Origin of the sequence: Bradyrhizobium sp. B025 (genome assembly GCF_042257955.1) — a bacterium.
In the GTDB taxonomy this organism is placed as follows: Bacteria; Pseudomonadota; Alphaproteobacteria; order Rhizobiales; family Xanthobacteraceae; genus Bradyrhizobium; species Bradyrhizobium diazoefficiens.
This window is the reverse complement of sequence record NZ_CP170150.1, coordinates 6,324,770-6,347,552: the sequence shown is the minus strand read 5'-3', so window position 1 is coordinate 6,347,552 and position 22,783 is coordinate 6,324,770. Positions and strand designations below refer to the sequence as shown.

At 62.6% G+C, this 22,783-nt stretch carries 17 protein-coding genes and 1 tRNA gene; 14 read left to right on the top strand and 4 right to left on the bottom strand.

The window, feature by feature from the left end; genetic code table 11:
- Positions 1-85 precede the first annotated feature (85 nt).
- On the bottom strand, positions 86-1,318 hold the full coding sequence (locus ACE10W_RS29880) for an SMP-30/gluconolactonase/LRE family protein (protein WP_182872326.1): 1,233 nt from the start codon (positions 1,316-1,318) through the stop codon (positions 86-88).
- 278 nt (positions 1,319-1,596) lie between these two features.
- Here ACE10W_RS29880 and ACE10W_RS29875 point away from each other — a divergent pair, with 278 nt between their 5' ends.
- The 5 genes from ACE10W_RS29875 (at position 1,597) to ACE10W_RS29855 (ending at position 6,143) form a co-directional block, all read left to right on the top strand.
- Positions 1,597-1,860, top strand: coding sequence for a hypothetical protein (locus ACE10W_RS29875; protein ID WP_028176124.1), 264 nt, complete (start codon positions 1,597-1,599; stop codon positions 1,858-1,860).
- A gap of 451 nt (positions 1,861-2,311) precedes the next feature.
- On the top strand, positions 2,312-3,874 hold the full coding sequence (locus ACE10W_RS29870; RefSeq protein WP_011089175.1) for a 2-isopropylmalate synthase: 1,563 nt from the start codon (positions 2,312-2,314) through the stop codon (positions 3,872-3,874).
- A gap of 228 nt (positions 3,875-4,102) precedes the next feature.
- Positions 4,103-5,107 carry a TRAP transporter substrate-binding protein gene (locus tag ACE10W_RS29865; RefSeq protein WP_060908523.1) on the top strand — a complete coding sequence of 335 codons (1,005 nt, stop codon included), beginning with the start codon at positions 4,103-4,105 and terminating at the stop codon, positions 5,105-5,107.
- A 196-nt stretch (positions 5,108-5,303) separates the two neighbouring features.
- Positions 5,304-5,900: a Spy/CpxP family protein refolding chaperone gene (locus ACE10W_RS29860; RefSeq protein WP_028176122.1), complete on the top strand. Its 597-nt coding sequence runs from the start codon at positions 5,304-5,306 to the stop codon at positions 5,898-5,900.
- Positions 5,901-6,067: 167 nt separating this feature from the next.
- Positions 6,068-6,143 (top strand) — tRNA-Lys (locus ACE10W_RS29855).
- 182 nt (positions 6,144-6,325) lie between these two features.
- Here the strand turns inward: ACE10W_RS29855 and ACE10W_RS29850 are convergent.
- The 3 genes from ACE10W_RS29850 to ACE10W_RS29840 form a co-directional block, all read right to left on the bottom strand.
- Positions 6,326-7,414 carry an ABC transporter substrate-binding protein gene (locus ACE10W_RS29850; RefSeq protein ID WP_110117007.1) on the bottom strand — a complete coding sequence of 363 codons (1,089 nt, stop codon included), beginning with the start codon at positions 7,412-7,414 and terminating at the stop codon, positions 6,326-6,328.
- Between the two features lie 141 nt (positions 7,415-7,555).
- Entirely contained in the window at positions 7,556-8,371 is an 816-nt protein-coding gene (locus ACE10W_RS29845) for a substrate-binding domain-containing protein (RefSeq protein WP_246790654.1), read from the bottom strand.
- A gap of 15 nt (positions 8,372-8,386) precedes the next feature.
- Positions 8,387-9,691, bottom strand: a complete 1,305-nt coding sequence (locus ACE10W_RS29840; RefSeq protein ID WP_171463813.1) for an MFS transporter — start codon at positions 9,689-9,691, stop codon at positions 8,387-8,389.
- A gap of 355 nt (positions 9,692-10,046) precedes the next feature.
- Between ACE10W_RS29840 and ACE10W_RS29835 the strand changes: the two genes are divergently transcribed.
- The 9 genes from ACE10W_RS29835 to ACE10W_RS29795 all read left to right on the top strand — a co-directional run bounded on the left by ACE10W_RS29835 (position 10,047) and on the right by ACE10W_RS29795 (position 22,771).
- Entirely contained in the window at positions 10,047-10,712 is a 666-nt protein-coding gene (locus tag ACE10W_RS29835; RefSeq protein ID WP_110117370.1) for a response regulator transcription factor, read from the top strand.
- On the top strand, positions 10,712-12,106 hold the full coding sequence (locus ACE10W_RS29830) for a sensor histidine kinase (protein WP_110117005.1): 1,395 nt from the start codon (positions 10,712-10,714) through the stop codon (positions 12,104-12,106). Before ACE10W_RS29835 ends, ACE10W_RS29830 begins: the two co-directional genes overlap by 1 nt.
- A gap of 263 nt (positions 12,107-12,369) precedes the next feature.
- A complete protein-coding gene (acnA, locus tag ACE10W_RS29825) occupies positions 12,370-15,066 on the top strand; it encodes an aconitate hydratase AcnA (protein ID WP_375762241.1) in 2,697 nt (898 codons plus the stop codon).
- Positions 15,067-15,097: 31 nt separating this feature from the next.
- On the top strand, positions 15,098-16,120 hold the full coding sequence (locus ACE10W_RS29820; protein WP_110117003.1) for an isocitrate/isopropylmalate dehydrogenase family protein: 1,023 nt from the start codon (positions 15,098-15,100) through the stop codon (positions 16,118-16,120).
- Positions 16,121-16,146: 26 nt separating this feature from the next.
- Entirely contained in the window at positions 16,147-17,799 is a 1,653-nt protein-coding gene (locus ACE10W_RS29815) for an acetolactate synthase large subunit (protein WP_110117002.1), read from the top strand.
- A gap of 96 nt (positions 17,800-17,895) precedes the next feature.
- Positions 17,896-19,086 (top strand): iron-containing alcohol dehydrogenase, encoded by a 1,191-nt coding sequence (locus tag ACE10W_RS29810; RefSeq protein ID WP_110117369.1) that lies wholly within the window; start codon positions 17,896-17,898, stop codon positions 19,084-19,086.
- On the top strand, positions 19,079-19,729 hold the full coding sequence (locus ACE10W_RS29805; RefSeq protein ID WP_162603734.1) for a poly(R)-hydroxyalkanoic acid synthase subunit PhaE: 651 nt from the start codon (positions 19,079-19,081) through the stop codon (positions 19,727-19,729). Before ACE10W_RS29810 ends, ACE10W_RS29805 begins: the two co-directional genes overlap by 8 nt.
- Positions 19,726-20,814 carry a class III poly(R)-hydroxyalkanoic acid synthase subunit PhaC gene (gene phaC, locus ACE10W_RS29800; protein WP_110117000.1) on the top strand — a complete coding sequence of 363 codons (1,089 nt, stop codon included), beginning with the start codon at positions 19,726-19,728 and terminating at the stop codon, positions 20,812-20,814. The genes ACE10W_RS29805 and phaC overlap by 4 nt, the downstream gene beginning before the upstream one ends.
- Positions 20,815-20,818: 4 nt before the next feature.
- The gene (locus tag ACE10W_RS29795) at positions 20,819-22,771 is read left to right on the top strand and encodes an acyl CoA:acetate/3-ketoacid CoA transferase (protein WP_375762240.1); all 1,953 of its coding nucleotides are present in this window, start codon (positions 20,819-20,821) and stop codon (positions 22,769-22,771) included.
- The last annotated feature ends 12 nt before the right edge of the window (positions 22,772-22,783 follow it).

Sequence of the window (22,783 nt, the reverse complement as noted above, 5' to 3'; positions counted from 1 at the left end):
GATTCAAGCATCGACGGAGCGATGGAAACAATTCGGCGCCGGCGAGGCACGCCGGCGCCGTGTCGCAATTAAAGGCTTGTGCCGTTCAGCCTGGCCCCGCGCCTTGCGTCGCCGTAAACACGGCGTAGAGCGACTGGCTCGCGGCCATGAACAGGCGGTTGCGCTTGGGGCCGCCGAAGCAGATGTTGCCGCACACCTCCGGCAGGCGGATGCGGCCGAGCAGCTTGCCCTCCGGCGACCACACCGTCACGCCGCTATAGCCGACGGCGCGCCCGGCATTGCTGGAGGCCCAGACATTGCCGTTGACGTCGCAGCGCACGCCGTCCGGGCCGCACTTCACGCCGTCGATCGTGCAGTCGGAGAAGCGCTTCTGGTTGGAGAGCTTGTTGTCCGTCCCGACGTCGAACACGAAAATCTCGCCCTTGCCGCCGGGGCCGCTGTCGCCCGGTCCCTTGCCGGTCGAGACGACGTAGAGCTTCTTGAAATCGGGTGAGAAGCACAGGCCGTTCGGATCCGGCACCTGCTCCTCGGTGACGACGAGGTCGACGCGGCCTGAGGGATCGATGCGGTAGCAGTTGGTCGGCAGCTCGCGCTTGCCCGGTGTGAAGCCGGCCGGCTGTCCGATCCGCGGATTGAGCTTGCCACCCGAATTGCTCGGGCCGCCCGCGGCGTCGGGCTCGCCTTCGTACAACTGGCCGCCATAGGGCGGATCGGTGAACCAGTAGCTGCCGTCGGGATGCGCAACGACATCGTTCGGCGAGTTCAGCTTCTTGCCGTTGTAGTTGTCGCAGAGCACGGTGGCGGTGCCGTCGTGCTCGTAGCGCGTCACGCGTCGTGTCAGGTGCTCGCAGGAGAGCTGGCGGCCCTGGAAGTCGAATGAATTGCCGTTGGAGTTGTTGGACGGGGAGCGGAACACGCTGATGCGGCCGTCGTCCTCGCTCCAGCGCATCTGCCGGTTGTTGGGAATGTCGCTCCACAACAGATAGCGGCCCTGCGCGCTCCAGGCCGGACCTTCGGCCCATAGCACGCCGGTGTAGAGGCGCTTGATCGCTGTGTTGGGCTGCGCGAGATCGTCGAAGGACGGATCGACCGCGATGATGTCGGGGTCCCAGAAATAGGTTGTCGGCGCGCCGTTGGGGCCGAAATCGCGGGGCGGGGTCGTGATCGTCGTCGGCGGTGCGGCAGGCCCGGTCTGGGCCAGCGCGGGGCCGGCCATTGTGGCCGCGGCGCCGAGCGCCAGTCCCCGGACAAGTGTTCGTCGTGAAAGCGCAGCATCCTGGTCACGCGGCTCGTGGTCACGAGCCTCCTGGCGTGTCATCGCGTCCTCCCGGTCATGTTCGGCTGGCCGGTTGATCCGGCCGAGCGCGGCGAAGGTTAGTCTGGTCCGCGTCAGGTTGCGAGAGGCAGGTTCGCAGCCTCCGCGCGATGCCGCGAGATCGCCGCAACATCGCCGCATTGCGGGGCTGTGCGAGGTGAAAGTCGACAATTCGCCTCGCCCGCGAGCTGTTAACCGGGACCGGTTTTGAGACCTGTCAAGCCTTGACCTCGCGCGCGATGCTGGCAGAACGGTGTGCGGGGCAAATACCGGAGTTCTCTGTGTTAGCCGTTGTTGCACTGGTCATTGCGCTCGCCGTCGCATTCGCCGCCGGCTATTTCACCCGCGATCTCGCCTCCCGCAAGCGTCGGGCGGAGGCGCGGCGCTGGCGGGAATACAGCGAGCCGGGCTGGCTGCGCGCCACGACGCCCGCCAACACCAACGAAGTTGCGAATTCCAACGCGGTTGCGAAGGTGGCCACCGGCGAACTCGGCCAGATGCTGGATCGCTGGGAGAGCAGGGCCCGTGCCCGCCGCGCGGGATAGCTTGACGTTGCTCCGTCGTTCGGATGGAGCAAAGCGCAATCTACTCGCCGTCAGCCAGAAGTGCGCGTCACGCGACGCGAGGCCGATCAGGTCAGTCTTCCTGACCATCTTTTGGCGTTGCAGTTGCGGCCATTTCTCGTCTAGAAACAGGCGCATCGGGCCTCCCGGCAACCAACCGTCAACGGTTTTGACCGAGGATTTGAGGGCTCAAAAGGGTCTGGCAATGCTGATTCGCGGCCAAATCGATGGGATTTCGGGGGAGGTGGCTCTGGCCGCCGCCACGATCCCGGCCGCGCTGCTGCCCACCCTCCTTCTTGGCGGCCTTCTTCTTACTTGCCCCTGAGGGCCGGCTGGGCGCCACGCGCCTGGGCGCTCAGGGGTTGGTCGAGATCACCGGACACCTCAAGCGCCCAGCACTGAACGGCGCAAAAGCTCAAAAGGAAATCTAGTAATGGCCCCCGTGAACAAGTCCGACAAGGACCGCGTCATCATTTTCGACACCACGCTGCGCGACGGCGAGCAGTGCCCCGGCGCCACCATGACCTTCGAGGAGAAGCTCGAGGTCGCCGAGCTCTTGGATGATATGGGCGTCGACGTCATCGAGGCCGGCTTCCCGATCACCTCCGAGGGCGACTTCCAGGCGGTCAGCGAGATCGCCCGCCGCTCCAAGAACGCCGTCATCGCCGGCCTGTCCCGCGCCCATCCCGCCGACATCGACCGCTGCGCGGAGGCTGTGAAATTCGCAAAGCGCGGCCGCGTCCACACCGTGATCGCGACCTCGCCGCTGCACATGCGGGTGAAGCTGAACAAGACTCCGGAGCAGGTGATCGAGACCTCGGTCGCGATGGTCGCGCGTGCCCGCAACCAGATCGACGATGTCGAATGGTCGGCCGAGGACGGCACCCGCAGCGAGATGGACTATCTGTGCCGCATCGTCGAGGCCGTCATCAAGGCCGGCGCGACCACGGTGAACATCCCCGACACCGTCGGCTACACGGTGCCGGAGGAATACACCCACTTCATGAAGACGCTGATCGAGCGCGTGCCGAACTCGGACAAGGCGGTGTTCTCGGTCCATTGCCATAACGATCTCGGCATGGCCGTTGCCAATTCGCTGGCCGGGGTCGTCGGCGGTGCGCGCCAGGTCGAGTGCACCATCAACGGCATCGGCGAGCGCGCCGGCAACGCCGCGCTCGAAGAGATCGTGATGGCGATCAACGTGCGCAACGACAAATTCCCCTACTGGAACAAGATCGACACCACGCAGCTCACCCGCGCCTCGAAGGTGGTGTCGGCGGCGACCTCGTTTCCGGTGCAGTACAACAAGGCCATCGTCGGCCGGAACGCCTTCGCGCATGAGAGCGGCATCCACCAGGACGGCGTGCTGAAGGACGCCTCCACCTACGAGATCATGCGGCCGGAAATGGTCGGCCTGAAGCAGTCCTCGCTGGTGCTCGGCAAGCACTCCGGCCGCCATGCCTTCGTGCACAAACTGGAGGAGATGGGCTACAAGCTCGGTCCGAACCAGCTGGAAGATGCGTTCACGCGGATGAAGGCGCTCGCCGACCGCAAGAAGGACATCTACGACGAGGACATCGAGGCGCTGGTCGACGAGGAGATGGCGGCCTCCCACGACCGCATCAAGCTGACCTCGCTGACCGTGATCGCCGGCACCCATGGCCCGCAGCGCGCGACCATGAAGCTCGACGTCGACGGCCAGATCAAGATCGAGGAGGCCGAGGGCAATGGTCCGGTGGACGCGGTGTTCAACTGCATCAAGCGCCTCGTTCCGCACGAGGCCAAGCTCGAGCTGTACCAGGTCCACGCGGTGACCGAAGGCACCGACGCCCAGGCGGAAGTCTCGGTGCGTTTGTCGCATGACGGCCGCTCGATGACGGCGCGCGCGGCCGATCCCGATACGCTGGTGGCCTCGGCCAAGGCCTATCTCGGCGCGCTCAACAAGATCGTCATGAAGCGCCAGCGCGATACGGTGACGACGGCGGCGGCGAGCTGACAAGCGAAGCTTGTCATTCCGGGGCGCCTCGAAGAGGCGAACCCGGAATCTCGAGATTCCGGGTCTGGTCCTTCGGACCATCCCGGAATGACGCCGGTTGTGGTGGCGAATAGCTGCCCTGCTAAGGGCCAATAGCGGCTCGGTCTCCCAGCCGCTATTGATGCTCGCGGCTATTGGATAAGGCGCCCCGCGTTGGGCAGCCCAAGAGAATAACAACAGGGAGAGATCATGCGCACCTTCGCGATCGCGGCGTCCGTCGCGGCACTGGCACTTGGCTTGGCCATGCCGGCATCGGCCCAATCGCCGATCATCATCAAGTTCAGCCACGTCGTCGCCACCGATACGCCGAAGGGCAAGGCGTCGGAGAAGTTCAAGGAGCTCGCCGAGAAGTACACCGGCGGCAAGGTCAAGGTCGAGGTCTACCCGAACTCGACGCTCTACAAGGACAAGGAAGAGCTCGAGGCGCTTCAGCTCGGCAGCGTGCAGATGCTGGCGCCGTCCAACTCCAAGTTCGGCCCGCTCGGCATCCGCGAGTTCGAGGTGTTCGATCTGCCCTACATCCTGCCCGACCTGAAGACGCTGCGGAAGGTGACGGAAGGCCCGCTCGGCGCGCGGCTGCTCAAGCTCCTGGACGCCAAGGGCATCACCGGCCTTGCCTATTGGGACAACGGCTTCAAGCAGATGAGCGCCAACAAGAAGCTGATCGCGCCGGCCGATTACCAGGGCGTCAAATTCCGCATCCAGTCCTCGCGCGTGCTGCAGGCCCAGTTCAAGGCGCTCGGCTCGCTGCCGCAGGTGATGGCGTTCTCGGAAGTCTACCAGGCGCTGCAGACCGGCGTGGTCGATGGCCAGGAGAACACCTGGTCGAACATCTATACCCAGAAGATGCACGAGGTGCAGAAGTACATCACCGAGACCAATCACGGCTACATCGGCTACGTCGTGATCGTGAACAAGAAGTTCTGGGACGACCTGCCGGCCGACATTCGCGACCAGCTGTCGAAGGCGATGAAGGAAGCCACCGACTTCAACAACGCGCAGTCGCAGAAGGAGAACGACGATGCGCTCGCCGAGATCAAGAAGGGCGGCAAGAGCGAGATCATCAAGCTCACGCCGGAGCAGGACGAGGCGATGCGCAAGGCGATGGAGCCGGTCTACAAGGACGCCGCGAGCCGCGTCGGCCAGCCGCTGATCGACGAATTCCTGAAGGAATCGAAGAGCACGACGAACTGATCCAAAGGATGCATGAATGAAGGGGCTTCCGTGCCAGGCGCGGAAGCCCTTTTTTGTTGCGAATGATTTCCGGTTGCGGCTGGAGGTAAAAATCAGGCGTTACATCTTCGTAAGGACGCCCTCCCTGTCCAAGTTGTAATTTGCGTGTCAGATGCCCCGGGCCCATCCTCAGCGCATCCTTCCAGAGGAGGTTCGTATGAGGAAATTCACCATCGCAGCCATCGCCGTGCTCAGTATCGCCGGCTCGGGCGCGGTCTATGCCCAATTTCATCGCCCGTGGATGGAGCATTTCCGCCACGTCCGGATGAACCCGGAAGACCGCGCCGCCTTCGTCGACGCGCGGATCGCCGCCGTCCATGCCGGGCTGAAGCTCAACGCCGACCAGGAGAAGCTGTGGCCGCCGGTCGAGGCCGCCGTGCGCGAATTCGCCAAGCTGCGCATCGACCGCGCCAATGCGCGCATGAGTGCCGCCCCCGGCGCCGCCGACAAGCCGGAGGATCCGGTCGCCGGCCTGCGCCAGCGCGCCGAGGACATGGCGGCTTCCTCCGCGGCCCTGAAGAAGATCGCCGATGCCGCCGATCCCCTCTACAAGACCCTGGACGAGGGCCAGAAGCGGCGCCTCGCCGTGCTGACCCGTCACCGCGGCCCGTTCGGCGGCGGCGAGGACGGCCCGCCCCGCCACTTCATGGAACGCGGCATGGACCGCATGATGGAGCGCGGCATGGACCACTTCCATGGCGACCGTTTCGACCGTGACGGCGGCCCGGACCGGGATCGCGAGGGCCGGCTCTGAGCCAACCTGGACTTTCCAGGGATTAACCTTGGCGAAGCCGCTGGAATCCAGCGGCTTTTCGCTTTTTTGGGCCTGTGGAAGAACCTTGGAAAACATGCGCCACATCGCTTGCCAGACCCGGATCGCTTTGCTAAACGACCGGCCTCGCAAGGCATTCACCGCCTTTCGGGCGCATAGCTCAGTTGGTAGAGCAGCTGACTCTTAATCAGCGGGTCCCAGGTTCGAGCCCTGGTGCGCCCACCAAATAAATCAAGTGCTTACAGCGACTGAGCACCAGAACGGGACTTTCGGTTGGACGTTTTCGACGTCCAACTATGATAAGCGCTGCTCACCTCCCCAAGCACTACCGAGAATCGGCACGGCGAGAGATCTCGGGTAGGATGGACTTGCGGCGATTAGTTGGATCGACGGAAGCTTTGAGAGTGTCACCGTCCATCCAGCGCGCGGCGCCATTCGCGGAAGAAGGCTTTGCGCTTGGATTGATCGAGGTTCGCCAGCAGGTCGGGTCCGACGCGGATGGGACGGAGCTTGTCCTCGCTTACTGTGGCGCGTATCCCAGTTGCGAGATCCAAGCGCACCGTTCCGAAGGAGCGAGCCGCCAGTTGCTCCTGACCACTCCGGGAAAGCAGGAAGTCCATGAAGAGAGCGGCTTCTGCCGGATGCGGTGCGCGCTTCGGGATAATCGCGATGCGCGTAATGAGCGCGGTATAATCCGTGAACAGGGTCACACCGATCGACGGATCCTCCTTGGCGCGTTCCAGCGCATATGAAGCGATCATATTGTAGGCCAGCAAATGTTCTCCGCTGGCGACCCGATCGAGGATCGTATGGCTGAACGTGTAAAGCCGAACGCCGGCCTGTCCGAGGCCTCGGATCAGGCTCCAGGTGTCAGGAGTGGTGTGCACGTCGTTACTGAAGAAGAGAAATCCGGTGCCACTCAGTTCGGCATCGTATGAGGCCACCTTGCCCTGATAGGTGCTACGCTTTGTGGTCAACAGCTTCAGCAGATCGGCGCGCGTGCGCGGAACATCCTCTGGCGGGACTAGCCGCTTGTTGTAGACGAGAGCGATTGGCTCGGCGGTAATTCCGAAGGCCTGCTTCCTCCAGATGGCCCAATCGGGGATGCGATCTGCGTCGGTTGGCGAGAACGGTTGCGCATAGCCGTCGTTCACCAGCTTGACTTGCAGGTCCATCGCCGAACTCCAGGCAATGTCGGCGCATTGACCTTGCTCACGGCATTTGACGACGTCCTCGTAGACTTCGAGGGAGCTCTGATGGATGTAATCGACGCGAATATCGGGGTGCAAGCGATGCCACTCGCCGAGCAGGCCTTTCACCTCGACGGTGTCCGACGTCGAGACGATGCGAACCGCGCCCTCCCTACCCGAGCCGACCGACAGCCGGTCCCGGTCGAGCGGGTCGCTGCGAACTTGGTCCTCCTGGCTGCTCGTCGGTGTGGCCGCGAGGGCGAACAGGACGGTTAAGGCTACGGAACGTAACCTACTCCTCAGCATCCGAACTGCCTCGATCCGCCGGACGCCGGCCGGCCGAGGCGCGTTTCGCAACGAGTCCGCCAGCCGACGTCTAAAGCAGGCAGTATAGAGGCGGCCATCGCCCGAAGAAAAGGCCGGGGCCTTTCGGTACCCTGGACATTTCTATCGGTTGGGAGCGATTGGCTCCATGCCGGATTTCACGAGTGCAGGGGCCGCGGCCGGTGAAGCAAGGAAGTCGATGAGTGCCTTGCCCTGCTCGCGTGCCTTGCCATCCTTGGTGAGCGCAGCCGAGAAGATCGTGATCTTCTGGAGTTCCGGTGGCAGCGGTCCAACCAGATCGGCGCCCGGGATCGGCAGCAGCTCGCTGATTTGCTGAAAGCCGAGCTCGGCATCACCGCGCGCGACGACGCCGGCGACCGGGTCCGCCGGGATCATCCTGGCCTTGCCTTCCATCTCCGAGGCGATGCCAAGCTTTTTGAACAGTTCTGTCCCCACATAGACACCGCTTGCACTGTCGGAATAGGCCACCGACTTCGCGGCGAGGAGGGTTGCCTTGAGGGCCTCCGGAGTCGAGATGTCGGGCTTCGCGGCGCCCGCGCGAACGACCATGCCGATCGGGGAGCGCACCAGGTCCAACCGGCTGCCAGCATCGGCATATCCCTTGGAGATCATGACACCGAGCGCATCACCCACCATGATCAGAACATCGGCAGGCTCGCCGCGGGCCAGGCGAACAGGGATCGCGTTCTCCGTCGTTCCCATCGAAGGCCCGTACGATGTGACGACGGTGTTGCCAGTCGTCTTTTCAAATTGGGGAACAAGCTCCTTGTAAGCAGCGCTGAGACCTCCTGAAATCATGACCCGGATTTCCGTCGCTTCAGCCCTAGGCGCGCAGAGTGTGGCAACCAGGACTGCTACTGCAAAAAGCCAGGCCGGGCGAATGGAAGGCATCAAGTCACGTTGGGGCTGTTCATTCATGAGAAGTCGCCTTCCTCAGGTTCCCACGGTGTTCAAGCTGGCGGAAACGTCGGATGCCGTCGCAACGGCGCGCGTTCTGTAGACCAACAAGGTCCCAATCAGGCCACATGCTGCGGCGGCGCTCATCCACCAGCCGGGGGCAGCATTATCGCCGGTCACTGCAATCAGCCAGGTGCAGATGGCCGCCGTAAAGCCCCCAAATGTCGTCGCTAGGCTGTAGGCAAGGGAGAAGCCGGACGTGCGCACGCCGACCGGCATGACCTCCGTCAGCGCAACGATCATCGCTCCATTGTAGCTCGCATAGATGAAGGACAACCACAGTTCGACGGCCAGCATCTTGCCGAAGGTCGGCTCAGCGGCGAGCCATGAGAGAGCGGGATAGGCCGAGACGAGGCCAAGCAGGGAGAAGCCCACGAGAATCGGCTTCCGCCCGATCTTGTCCGACCAAGCTCCCATCACCGGAAGCCAGAAGAAGTTCGAGATACCGACGCAGATCGTCACCAGCAGACTGTCAGTGGCAGAGAGCTTCAGGACCGACTTACCGAAGGTGGGCGTATAAACGGTAATCAGGTAGAAAGAGACCGTCGTCATGATCACCATCATCATGCCACACAGCACGATCGCCCAGTTTGCAAGGATCGATCGATAGATCTGACCGACGGTCGGATGATGCTTGCGCGCGAGAAACTCCTCTGTCTCCTGCAGCGAACGCCGGATGAAGAACACGAACGGCACGATCATGCAGCCGACGAAGAACGGGATCCGCCATCCCCAGTCGTCGACCTGCTGTGGAGAAAGCCAGGCATTGAGCGCGAAGCCGAATGCCGCCGACACGATGATTGCCACTTGCTGGCTCGCCGATTGCCAGCTGGCATAGAAACCCTTGTGGCCAGGCGTCGCCATCTCGGAGAGATAGACGGACACTCCGCCCAGCTCGACTCCCGCTGAAAAGCCCTGCAACAGCCTTCCGGTCAACACGAGAAGGGGAGCCGCGATGCCGATGGTCGCGTAGCTCGGGACGAAAGCGATCAAGACAGTTCCGCACGCCATGATCGAGAGTGTCACGATCAAGCCCTTGCGACGGCCGATCCGGTCGACGTAAGCCCCTAGGAAGATGGCCCCGAGCGGACGCATCAAGAAGCCGGCTCCGAAGGCGACGAACGTCAACAGGAGCGATGCGTACTGGCTTTCAAGCGGAAAGAATGCCTTGGCGATGTAGGAGGCAAAGACCCCGGAAAGGAAGAAATCGAACATCTCCAGGAAGTTGCCGCTGGTGACGCGCAGCACCATTCCGATTTTCGATTGCTCGGATGTCGTCATGTTGTCCTCCCGTGGTTCTCGTGTTGTTTGACCCGATTACGGGTTCTTGTGTTGCGCATCGATTGCGCTTGGCGCCGCGACCGTCTGATCCGGCGCGGTCGAAAGCGCAGTCGTCCACAGCTGCCGCAGCGAAAGCGATGAGACAGCGTAGACAGCTGAGCTGTCGTCAACCTGTCACGGCCAGGCGCCGCGGCGCGTCAGGACCGCGCAGGCAGGGCTTATGCGGGTTTACTGAACGCGGAAAAACGTTTGCAAAGATGGAGATGCCATCGCGACTGCTCTGTGATACAGGTCTGGCAAGGTGCAAATAAAACAAAAGGCGCCGGAGCCAGAAATCATTGGCGGGGGAGGCGCCGTGAGAATCCTGATCGTTGAAGACGATATGGCACTCGTCCGGGGCCTTTCGGCCTCGCTCAAGTCAATGGGCTTTGCGGTCGATCACGAGGCGGACGGGGCCGAAGCGGTTTCGATCGCCATCTCGGAACCTTACAGCCTTTTGGTGCTCGACTTAGGCTTGCCCAATAGTTCAGGTTTTGAGGTTCTGCGCCAGGTCCGAGCCAGCGGGTCAAAGGTGCCGATCATGATCTTGACGGCACGTGATGCTACGGCAGACAAGGTGAAAGGACTGGATCTCGGAGCGGATGATTACGTTCGCAAGCCGTTCGATTTGTCGGAGTTCGAAGCGCGTGTGCGCGCCCTCGTCAGGCGCGGTCAGGGTCGCACAGATCCACTGTTGACGTGTGGATCTCTCGTCATCGATCCAGCGATGGGGCGCGCGACCCTCCGTGATAAGCCGCTCGACTTGCGTCGCCGGGAGATGGCAGTTCTGAAGATATTGATGCTTCACCATGGCAAGCTGGTACCAAAGGACCGCATTATCGCCGAGGTGTTCGGCTTCGACGAGCCGGTTGGCCCAAATGTGCTGGAACTCTATATCGCCCGTCTTCGCCAGAAACTCGGTTCTGATGGACCGAGGATCCGCACCATGCGAGGGCTCGGATATCTCTTGGAAGCACGTTGATGGCGCGTCGTCAGCCGTCTCTCAAAACCAGGTTTCTCCTCGGCCTTCTGGTTCCTGTTTCATGTCTTGCGATTGCTGTGGCGGTAGGCGGCAGTGTCGTCATCTCTCATGTGGTGGAGGTCACCCACGATCGGTTGCTGAAAGGCTCGCTGCTGGCGATCGCCGAGCGTCTGGCCGTGGAGGACGGAGAGGTTACCGTCGATCTGCCGCGAGTGGCGCTGGGTATGCTCGAGACGCAGTCTGACGACAGCATTTTCTACAAGGTGAGCGTGGATGGCCAGACGGTCACGGGATACAACGACCTGCCTATGCCCAAGAGGGCGGCGCTTGAACCGGAACAGCCGATTTTCTGGGATGATAGCTATCGCGGCAATGCCGTCCGCATAGCTGCCGTATCACGACATGTCTATGGGATCGCTGAACCCGTCTTGGTTGCTGTGGCAGAGACTGAACACGCGCGCGACCAGCTCTGGCGCGAAATGATCCGCGAGCTTGCCCTGGCCGAGGTCGTGCTCCTTGCGGTCATCGCCCTGCTCACATGGATCGCGGTCGAACGTGGGCTGGGGCCGCTTGCCCAATTGAAGCGGCAGATCGATCGCCGCGGAATCAGTGGTTCAAAAGACTTCCAGGCGCTCGATCTCCACATGGTGCCCAAGGAGGCGCTTGCGCCCGCGCAGGCGATTAATGAACTGCTCGATCGCGTAAGCTTTGCGACGCAGATCTTGCGCCAATTTACCGCCGATGCGTCGCACCAGATGCGAACACCTCTCGCGGCGCTGAGAACGCATCTGGATCTCCTCAAGCGTCGCTTGGCCGGCTCGAGCGAAATGACCGAGATGGTCATGGAGGTGGACGCCCAGGTCGTCCGCCTGGATCGGATGATTTCGCAATTGCTGACGCTTGCGCGAGCCGACGAGGACGCATTGGTCAGATCTCCTGCGGAGAGGATTTCGCTCGTGGCGAAAGCGAAGCAAGTCCTCGCTCTGCGGGCGCAAGCTGCGGCGGCTCGCAACATCGAACTCCAGCTGGAGGTGGAGCAGGACGAAATGTTCGTCGAAGCCAACGAGCTTCTGGTTGATGAAATTTTGGGTAATGTGATCGACAATGCGATCCGGTACGGACCCGCCGGCGGGGTGGTGATCGCGAGACTGTCCAGGAACGGCGATACCGGCGTTATGGACATCGAAGACGACGGCCCCGGAATCCCGCCGGCCGAGCGGCAGAAGGTATTCGAGCGGTTCTACAGAATCGCCCGTCCGGATGCGCCCGACGGAAGTGGTTTGGGGCTAGCGATCGTTCGCGTGTTGCTCGACCGGATGGGCGGCTCGATCGAGCTTGGCGAGGGCAAGTGCCGTAGTGGCCTCCGTGTCACGATGAGATTCAGCCTCACATGACGTTGCGTTGGGCCAGACCCAATCTCGCTACCTTGGCAGCCGCGACAGGTTGTTGACAGGTAACCGCCTCTATCCTGCTCCCAACAGTGCAGGGTTGATGCTGGCCGTACGCGGACAGCGCAGCCATCGCGCACCAAAATACTGGGAGGACGTCATGGCTGTACCGTCTCGGAACGGTAAGCGCATTCACAGACACCCCTCCCTCCGTAGGTAGAGCCACCGGCCTCTTGGGCCCGGCGGCGTGCGGACGACGGGAGGTGATCATGACGGCATTAGACAGCTTTAGATGTCAGCGTACCCTCGACGTCCATGGACGCAGGTATACCTATCTTTCGTTGCCCGAAGCCGAGAAAAACGGTCTCGCGGGCATTTCGCGGCTGCCTTTTTCTCTCAAGATCCTGTTGGAGAACCTGCTGCGCTTCGAGGATGGCCAGTCCGTGACGCGCGCCAACATCGAGGCATTGGCGAAGTGGACTGACGACCGCGGATCGGCGGCAGCGGAGATCGGCTTCCGTCCGGCCCGCGTTCTGATGCAGGACTTCACCGGCGTGCCGGCCCTGGTCGATCTCGCGGCCATGCGGGACGGCATGCAGAAACTCGGCGGCGATCCGGCGAAAATCAATCCGCTGGTTCCGGTCGATCTCGTGATCGACCATTCCGTCGTGGTCGACCATTTCGGCAACCCGCAAGCTCTGCACGACAACGTTGCCAGAGAATATAAGCAGAATGGCGAGCGCTACAACTTCCTGAAATGGGGGCAGGGGGCCTTTGCCAATTTCCGTGTCGTGCCACCTGGCACCGGCATCTGCCACCAGGTCAATCTTGAATATCTGGCGCAGACGGTGTGGACCGCCGAGCGCGACGGCAAGACCTTTGCCTATCCAGATACGCTGGTCGGTACCGACAGCCACACCACCATGGCCAACGGTCTTGCTGTGCTTGGCTGGGGCGTCGGGGGTATCGAGGCGGAGGCTGCAATGCTCGGCCAGCCTCTGTCAATGCTAGTGCCGGAAGTGATCGGTTTCAAACTCTCCGGCAAGCTCCGCGAGGGTGTGCTGGCGACTGATCTGGTGCTTACCGTCACCCAGATGCTGCGCAAGAAGGGCGTAATCGGCAAGTTCGTCGAGTTCTACGGCCCCGGCCTTGACCACATGACACTTGCTGACCGTGCGACCATTTCCAACATGGCGCCCGAATACGGCGCGACCTGCGGCTTCTTCCCGGTTGATCAAGAGACGCTGAATTATCTCAATCTCTCTGGGCGCGCCAGCGATCGCATCGCGCTGGTTGAGGCCTATGCCAAGGCGCAGGGCCTTTTCCGGACACCCGGCATGCCCGATCCTGTCTTTACTGATACGCTGGAACTCGATCTCGATGAGGTCGTGCCGTCGCTCGCAGGGCCGAAACGACCCGAGGGGCGTCTCGGCCTTTCCCTTGCCAAGACCAACTTCCTCACCGCACTCGAAGCCGAATATGGCAAGCAAGCCCAGGCTGCCAATCAATTTGCGGTCGAGGGCAAGGAATTCAAGCTGGGTCACGGCCATGTCGTGATTGCCGCGATCACCTCCTGCACCAACACCTCGAACCCGTCGGTGCTGATCGGCGCCGGCCTGCTGGCACGGAACGCGGTGCGCAAGGGGCTCACCGCAAAGCCCTGGGTCAAGACCTCGCTTGCGCCGGGCTCGCAGGTCGTGGCGGAGTATCTCGAAAAATCAGGTCTGCAGAAGGACCTCGACGCGCTCGGCTTCTATCTGGTCGGCTTCGGCTGCACCACCTGCATAGGCAATTCCGGTCCGCTGCCGAAGGAAATCTCGAAATCGATCAACGACAATGGCGTGATCGGTGCGGCCGTCCTGTCCGGCAACCGCAATTTCGAAGGCCGCGTCTCGCCCGACGTACAGGCCAATTATCTGGCCTCGCCGCCCCTCGTTGTCGCCTATGCACTGGCCGGTTCGCTTCTGGTCGATCTGGTCAATGAGCCGCTGGGTATCGGGGCGGATGGCGTCCCGGTCTACCTGAAGGACATCTGGCCTTCGAACGCCGAGATCCAGCAGTTCATCCGAGAGAACGTCACGCGCCGGTTGTTCGAGACCAAATATGCCGAGGTCTTCGAGGGCGACGCGAACTGGAAGGCGGTCGAGGTCACGACGGATCTGACCTACCGCTGGAACATGTCTTCGACCTACGTGCAGAACCCGCCCTATTTCGAGGGCATCACGATGAAGCCGGCGCCGACCGGAGATATCGTGGGCGCGCGAATCCTCGGGCTGTTCGGCGACAAGATCACGACAGACCACATTTCGCCGGCCGGCTCGATCAAGGTCTCCTCGCCGGCCGGCGCATTCCTGCACGGCATGCAGGTCCGCCAGGAGGATTTCAACCAGTACGGCACACGGCGCGGCAATCACGAGGTGATGGTTCGCGGCACCTTCGCTAACATCCGCATCAAGAATTTTGCGGTGAAGAGCGAGGGCGGCGTCACGCCGGAAGGCGGCTGGGCGGTGCATCATCCGTCCGGCGAGCGGCTGTCAATATTTGACGCCGCGATGCGCTATCAACGCGATAATGTGCCCCTGGTCGTGTTCGCTGGCATCGAATACGGCAACGGCTCTTCGCGCGACTGGGCCGCTAAGGGCACCAAGCTGCTCGGCGTGCGCGCCGTTATCGCGCAGAGCTTCGAGCGCATTCACCGTTCTAATCTGGTCGGCATGGGCATCCTGCCCTTTGTCTTTGATGAGGGCACCTCCTGGAAGAGCCTCGGCCTGACCGGTGCCGAGCAGATCTCGATCAAAGGGATCGCCGATGTCACGCCCGGCCAGCGGGTAACTATCGACATCACGATGGCAGACGGCACGGTGCAGCACGTCCCGGTGACTTGCCGCATCGATACGCTCGACGAGCTCAACTACTACAAGCACGGCGGCATCCTGCCTTACGTGCTGCGCCAGCTTGCGGCGTGATCCTGGACCAGATCAACACGGGGGAACGAACATGTCAGGAAAAATTCCGGCAACCTTGATACCGGGTGACGGGATCGGTCCCGAGATCACGGCCGCGGTGACCCGCATCCTGGATGCGCTCGGCGCGCCGTTCGAGTGGGACCTTCAGCAGGGCGGCATGGCCGGAATCCAGAGCGCAGGCGATCCCTTGCCCGGCGCATTGATCGACAGCATCCGCCGCACCAAGCTTGCCCTGAAAGGGCCGCTGACGACGCCGGTTGGCGGCGGTTTCCGGTCGGTGAACGTACGCCTGCGGGAAGAGTTCGGTCTTTACGCCAATCTGCGTCCGGTGAAGACGATGGTGCCCGGCGGTCGTTACGAGGACATTGACCTCGTCCTCGTCCGCGAAAACATCGAGGGGTTGTACGTCGCATTCGAGCATTTCATCCAGGTGGGCGATGATCCGCATGCGGTCGCGATCTCCTCGGGTGTCAATACCCATGCGGAAGCACGCCGCATCGTCCGCTTCGCATTCGAGTATGCGCTCGCCCATGGCCGCAAGAAAGTTACCGTGGTTCACAAGGCCAACGTGCTGAAGGCTCTGACCGGCTTGTTCCTTCAGGCCGGCCGCGAGATCGCGAAGGAGTACGAAGGGCGGATCGCGATGGACGATCGCATCGTCGATGCCTGTGCCATGCAACTCGTGATGAACCCGTGGCAGTTCGACGTCATCGTCACGACCAATCTGTTCGGCGACATCCTGTCCGACCAGATGTCCGGTCTGGTCGGCGGTCTCGGCATGGCGCCGGGCGCCAATATCGGTGAGAAGGCTGCGATCTTCGAGGCGGTGCACGGCTCGGCACCTGATATCGCGGGAAAGGGCGTCGCCAATCCGCTCGCGCTGCTGCTCGCGGCCGGGCTCATGCTCAAGCATGTCGGGCGGGACGATCTCGCGACCAAGCTGCGAATCGCAATCGAGCAGACTTTGCAGATCGACAATGTGCGGACAGCCGATCTTGGCGGCAAGGTCTCTACGGCTGATTTTGCCGGCGCCGTAATCAAGCGTCTGGGCTGACGCCGACAGACATAAAGGAGAAAGACATGGTGAAGGGCTCTGACCTGCTGGTCGCCGCATTGGAACACGAGGGCGTCGACCGGGTCTTCGGTGTCCCCGGCGAGGAGAATCTCGACGTCGTCGAATCCCTCCGCAACTCGAAGATCGAGTTGGTCCTGACACGCCATGAGCAAGCAGCGGCGTTTATGGCGGCGACTCACGGACGGCTCACCGGCCGGCCCGGCGTATGCATCTCGACGCTCGGCCCTGGCGCCCTGAATTTCTCAACGGGCGCGGCCTACGCCCATCTCGGCGCGATGCCGATGGTGCTGCTGACGGGCCAAAAGGCGATCATGAGCAGCCGCCAGGCGCGCTTCCAGATCGTGGACGTCATTGCCTCGATGAAGCCGCTGACGAAACTGTCGCGGCAGATCGTCAGCGCGTCCAGCATCCCAACATTGGTGCGTGACGCTTTCCGCGTCGCTATGGAGGAGCGGCCGGGCCCGGTTCTGCTAGAGTTGCCCGAAGACATCGCTGGCGACGAGGTCGAGCCGGTGCCAATGGTGCCGATTCATCCGATCGAAATTCCCGTCGCGCACCGTGCTGCGCTCGACCGCGCGGCCGAGATGATCCTCGCGGCAAAGCGCCCTCTCATCATGCTCGCGGCCGCTGCCAGCCGGCCGCGTTCGACGTTCGGCATTGCGGGCTTCGTGCGTCGCACCGGCATCCCCTTCTTCACCACTCAGATGGGCAAGGGCACGGTTCCCGGCGGCACCAACCTTTACATGGGGACGGCCGCGCTGTCCGAGCGCGACTATGTGCACGAGGCGATCGACCAGGCCGATCTCATCATCGCTATCGGTCACGACACCGTGGAGAAGCCGCCCTTCATCATGGGCCCCAAGGGGCCGCAAGTCATCCACGTCAGCTACACGCCGGCGACCGTCGAGCAGGTCTACTTCCCGCATGCCGAGGTCGTCGGCGATGTCGGTCCGAGTCTCGAATTGCTGGCCGATCGGCTCGAAGGCAAGCTGCACAACGCCAAGGCACTGCTGCCGCTGCGCGACGGCATTCTCGGCCGCATCGCCGATCGTGCCACAGAAAGCCGCTGGCCGGTGACGCCGCAGCGACTGGTGCATGATGTCCGAAAAGTGATTCCGGAGAACGGCATCGTTGCGCTCGACAACGGCATGTACAAGATCTGGTTCGCTCGCAACTACCGCACCTATGTCGCCAACACGTTGCTGCTTGACAACGCCCTCGCCACGATGGGCGCAGGTCTGCCGTCGGCCATGATGGCAGCTATGCTTTATCCGGACCGCCGCGTCATGGCGATCTGCGGCGACGGCGGCTTCATGATGAACAGCCAGGAGCTGGAGACGGCAGTCCGCCTCAAGCTCAACCTGGTGGTTCTAATTCTCAATGATGGCGCCTATGGCATGATCCGCTGGAAGCAGGCCGTCGATGCCTTCCCGGATTTCGGTCTTACTTTCGGCAACCCCGACTTCGTCCGTTATGCCGAGTCCTACGGCGCGAAGGGCTCTCGCGTCACGTCGGTCGACGGGCTGCTGCCGACGCTGGAAGCCGCGTTCAAGGGCGGCGGCGTGCATCTCGTCGACGTCGCCATCGATTATTCAGAGAACACGAAGGTTCTGGTCGACGAGCTGCGCAATCGCAAGCTCGGTGGCGAACCGAGCTGATGCGGCGAGTCCCTGATGCGTGAGTGGTGTTGAGCTCGGCGTAGCCGATCCGGGCGCACACCGTCTGCGCGCGGGACAAAAAGGAGCATGAACATGATCGGGAAATTCACCTTTCAGGCGCCTTCGAACATCATGTTCGAACCCGGCGCTTCGCGGAAGATCAACGAGCTGGTGGCGAGCTACGGCGCGCGGCGCGTGATGCTGGTGACCGACAAGGGCGTGCGGGGCGCGGGGCTGACCAGGGACGCCGAGGCCTCGCTGGCGGCGACCGGCATCGAGCTCAGCATATTCGATGAAGTGGTCGCCGACCCGCCCTCCCATATCGTGGAAGCGGCCGCGGATGCGTGTCGGGCTGGCGATATCGAGCTGGTGCTCTCGATCGGCGGCGGCAGCGCACTCGACACCGCAAAGCTTGTGGCCTATCTCGCCCGGACGCCGGATCGTCTCGATGACATCTACGGCGTCGGTCTGGCGAAAGGAAAACGCCTGCCGCTGTTGCTGGTGCCGACGACGGCCGGCACAGGCTCTGAAGTGACCCCGATCGCGATCGTCACGACGCCGACCACGGAGAAGAAGGGGGTTGTCTCGCCGGTGCTGATCCCGGACTGGGCAATCCTCGATCCCGAGCTGACCCTTGGTCTGCCGGCGCCAGTGACCGCCGCGACCGGTATCGACGCCATGGTGCATGCGATTGAGGCCTATACCAGCAAGGTCAAGAAGAACCCGATGTCCGACCAGCTCGCGCGCCAGGCGCTGGCTTTGTTGTCGGCGAATGTGCGGCGTGTCTGCGAGAATGGCAAAGATCTCGAAGCCCGTTCAGAGATGCTGCTCGGCTCGATGCTCGCCGGCATGGCCTTTGCCAATGCGCCGGTCGCTGCCGTTCACGCGCTCGCTTATCCGATCGGGGCGATCTTCCATGTGCCGCACGGCCTGTCGAATGCGCTCGTGCTACGCCATGTGCTGGAGTTCAACCTGACCACGGCCGAGCCGCTCTATGCGGAGCTCGCCGAGATCGTGAAGCCGGGCCTGCGCGGCAGCATGACCGAGAAGGCGCGCGCCTTCATCGACGAAATGACGTCGATTGGTCGCGATTGCCAGGTGCCGGCCTCGCTCGCTGCGGTCGGGATCGGCCGCGACGATCTGAAGAAGCTAGCTGAGGACGCGATGAAGCAGACGCGGCTTCTGGTCAACAATCCCAGAGAGCTGACGCTGGACGATGCCTATGCCATCTACAGCGCGGCCTTCGGTGATGGCAGCAATCGCTATGTGCAGGCCTCCCATGGCTGAGGAGGGGGCAGGCGCAAACCCGTTCGGCCCGCTTGCCGCGCAGTGGATGGATTCCTGGCGCGCGATGGCAAGCGCCGCTGCCGGCGCCAGCGAGAACTGGTCGAGCTCGATGCTGCCCTTCATCATGAGGCGCGCGGCAGAGAGCGGGTTCGGCGTCGGGCCCGGCAACGACCTCGCCGAGGCGATCGAACGCATGGCCAAGGGACCGCGCCTCGCCGACGTCCTCGATTTCGATCGTAAGTTGGCGAACATGACGACGGCCTGGGGCGAGCTGCAAAGCAAGCTTGCCGCCTACCAGCTTGTCGCCTCAAAGCCCTGGATGCGCACGGCGCAGCAATACAAGATGAAAATGCCGCAAGTTGGCGAGGGTGCCGGTTGGCGCGAGCAGCTCGGTGCCTGGAACGATCTTGCCAATGAAGAGCTGATCGCCAATCAGCGTTCGGAGGAATTCCTGATCGCGCAGAAGCAGTTACTGCAGGCCGCGACCGAGTTCAGGGCCCGGCAATCGGAGATATCGGACGCGATCGCCGCCGTGCTGGGAATGCCCACGCAGCGCGATTTCGACGATCTGAGCCGCCAGATCACCGAGCTACGGCGCGAGGTCCGCGCTTTGGAGCGCCGGATCGCCGGAGGTGAGGCATGAGCCCGCAAGCACCGAAGGGCGACGGCTTCGCTGAGATGAGCGACAAGCTGCTCAAGGCCGGCAAGCTGCTGTCGTCGATCAAGGACGAAGCCGTCGATGTCGGCGCTACTCCGAAGACGCTCGTCATGCGGCGCGATAAGGTCGAGCTGTTTCGCTACACACCCCTGACCGAGCAGAAGGTGAAGACGCCGGTCCTGCTGGCTTATGGCCTGATCGGCCGCTACACCATGGCCGACCTTCAGGAGGACCGCTCGCTGGTGCGCAGTTTGTTGCGGCAGAGGCTGGACCTCTGGCTGGTCGATTGGGGCCAACCGAACCGTAGCGAGCGTTGGCTGACCATCGACGATTATGTCGACGACTACATCCATGCCGCCGTCGCGCGCGTCTGCCGCGAGACCGGACATGACAAGATCACGCTGCTCGGCATCTGCGAGGGCGGCGTTTTCACAACCTGCTATGCCGCGCTGCATCCGGACAAAGTCAAGGGCTTGGTGCTGACGATCACGCCGATCGACTTCCATGCCGATCGTGACGATCCCGATACCCATCACGGCTTCCTCAACGTCTGGACGCGCAGTCTCGATCGCGCCGACATCGACCGCTTGGTCGACGTCTATGGCGGGCTACCCGGCGAGTTCATGAGCTCGGTCTTTTCCCTGATGACGCCGATGCGCTCGCTGACCAAGTACAATATCGATCTGATCGACGTTATCGACGACGAAGCCAAGCTGATGAATTTCCTGCGTATGGAGAAATGGCTTGCCGACCGGCCCGCCCATCCGGGTGAAGCCGCCAAGCAGTGGCTGAAAGATCTTTACCAGGACAACAAGCTCGTGAAGGGCGAGTTCGAGCTGTCGGGACGGCGCGTCGATCTGTCGAAGCTCACCGCGCCAGTCCTCAACGTCTTCGCGCTGAACGACCATATCATTCCGCCGACCTGCTCGCGGGCGCTCGGCGCGCATGTCGGCACCAAGGACTACTCGGAAATCGAACTGCCCGGCGGCCATGTCGGCCTATTCGTATCGAGCAAGTCGCAGGGCTCGCTGAGCAAGGGTATCTCGGAGTGGCTCGCCGCCAGGGACTAGCGCGATGAATAAGGACAAAATCGTCTCCGCTGACGAGGCGGTCGCAATCATCAGGGATCGCGATACGGTCTGTACATCCGGCTTCGTCGGCATCGGCACGCCCGACGAGCTCCTGATTGCGCTGGAGAAGCGTTATCGCGAAACGCGCCACCCCGCGGACCTCACTCTGATGTTTGCGGCTGCGCCCGGCGATGCCGGCGACCGCGGCCTCAACCGGCTCGCTCATGACGGTCTGTTGAAGCGCGTGGTCGGCGGCCATTGGGCGCTGGTGCCCAAGCTCGGCGAGCTCGCGCTCGCCAACCGTATCGAGGCCTATAATTTGCCGCTCGGCTGCATCTCGCATCTCTATCGCAACATCGCCGCGCGTGGCCCCGGCGTGATCTCCAAGGTCGGCCTCAAGACCTTCGTCGATCCTCGCCTGCAAGGCGGCAAGCTCAACGAGAGCACCACCGAGGATCTCGTCGAGCTGATGCGGATCAACGACGAGGAGTGGCTGCGCTACAAATCGTTTCCCATCAACGTCGCGCTGCTGCGCGGCACGACGGCCGACCCCGCCGGCAACATCACCATGGAGCGCGAGGCGCTGACACTGGACAATCTGGCGATGGCGATGGCAGCAAAGAACTCGCGCGGTTTCGTCATCGTACAGGTCGAGCGCATCGCAGCCAGCAATTCCCTGAACCCCCGCGAGGTGCAGATCCCGGGTATCCTCGTCGATTGCGTCGTGGTCGCCGATTCCGCCAATCACGTCCAGACCTATGGCGCGACCTACAACCACGCCTTCTCCGGCCGGCAGCGGGTGCCGATGGACCGAGTCAAGCCGCTGGAACTCGACGAGCGCAAGATCATCGCGCGGCGCTGTGCCTTCGAGCTACCTCCGGGCGGCGTCGTCAATCTCGGCATCGGTATGCCCGAGGGCGTCGCCGCGGTTGCTGCCGAAGAGCACATGCTCAAGTTCCTGACGCTCACGGCCGAGCCCGGCATCATTGGGGGCATGCCGCAGGGTGGATTGAATTTCGGCACAGCGCTCAACCCTGATGCGGTCATTCACCAGAACCAGCAGTTCGATTTCTACGACGGCGGCGGACTTGATCTTGCCTGCCTCGGGATGGCGCAGGCGGATACTGTCGGAAACGTCAATGTCAGTCGTTTTGGTTCACGGCTGGCCGGCGCCGGCGGATTCATCAATATCTCGCAGAGCTCGAAGAAGCTGGTCTTTGCGGGCACCTTTACCAGCGGCGGATTGAAGATCGCGGTCGAGGACGGCGCGCTCCACATCCTGCGCGAAGGCACGACCAAGAAATTCGTCTCCGCGGTCGAGCAGATCACGTTCAGCGGCGACCATGCCGTCGCGACCGGACAGCCGGTGTTCTACGTCACGGAGCGGTGCGTGTTGCAGCGTACGCCCGCCGGCATGGAGCTGATCGAAGTAGCGCCAGGGGTCGACGTCGATCGCGACATCCTGGCGCACATGGAGTTCGAGCCGCTGATCCGCAACGTCAAGCCGATGGATCTCCGCATCTTCCGCGAGGGGCCGATGGGTCTGGATCATATGCTGCTCGGCCGAAGCATGGCCGACCGGATTGGTTACGATGCCGAGCGCAATACGTTGTTCGTCAATTTCGAGGGCTTTGACGTTAGGACGGTCGAGGACGTGGACCTGGTCCGCCGTGAGGTCGAACGCGCCTGTCGTGCGGTGGGAAAACCGGTGGCGCTCGTCGCCAACTATGACGGCTTCCATTTGGATCCGGCGGTCAGCGACACCTATTTTTCGATGATCGCCTATCTCGAGCAGCGCTATTACAGCTCGGCATCGCGTTACACAACCAGCGCATTCATGCGCCTCAAGCTGGGCGAGGGTCTCGCCGAGCGTCACGTTGCCCCGCACATCTTCGAAACCCGGGCCGAGGCGCAAGCCTTCGCGCGCGGGTTACGGAAGGAAGAAGCCAGCATCTAACCGAGGAAGCTG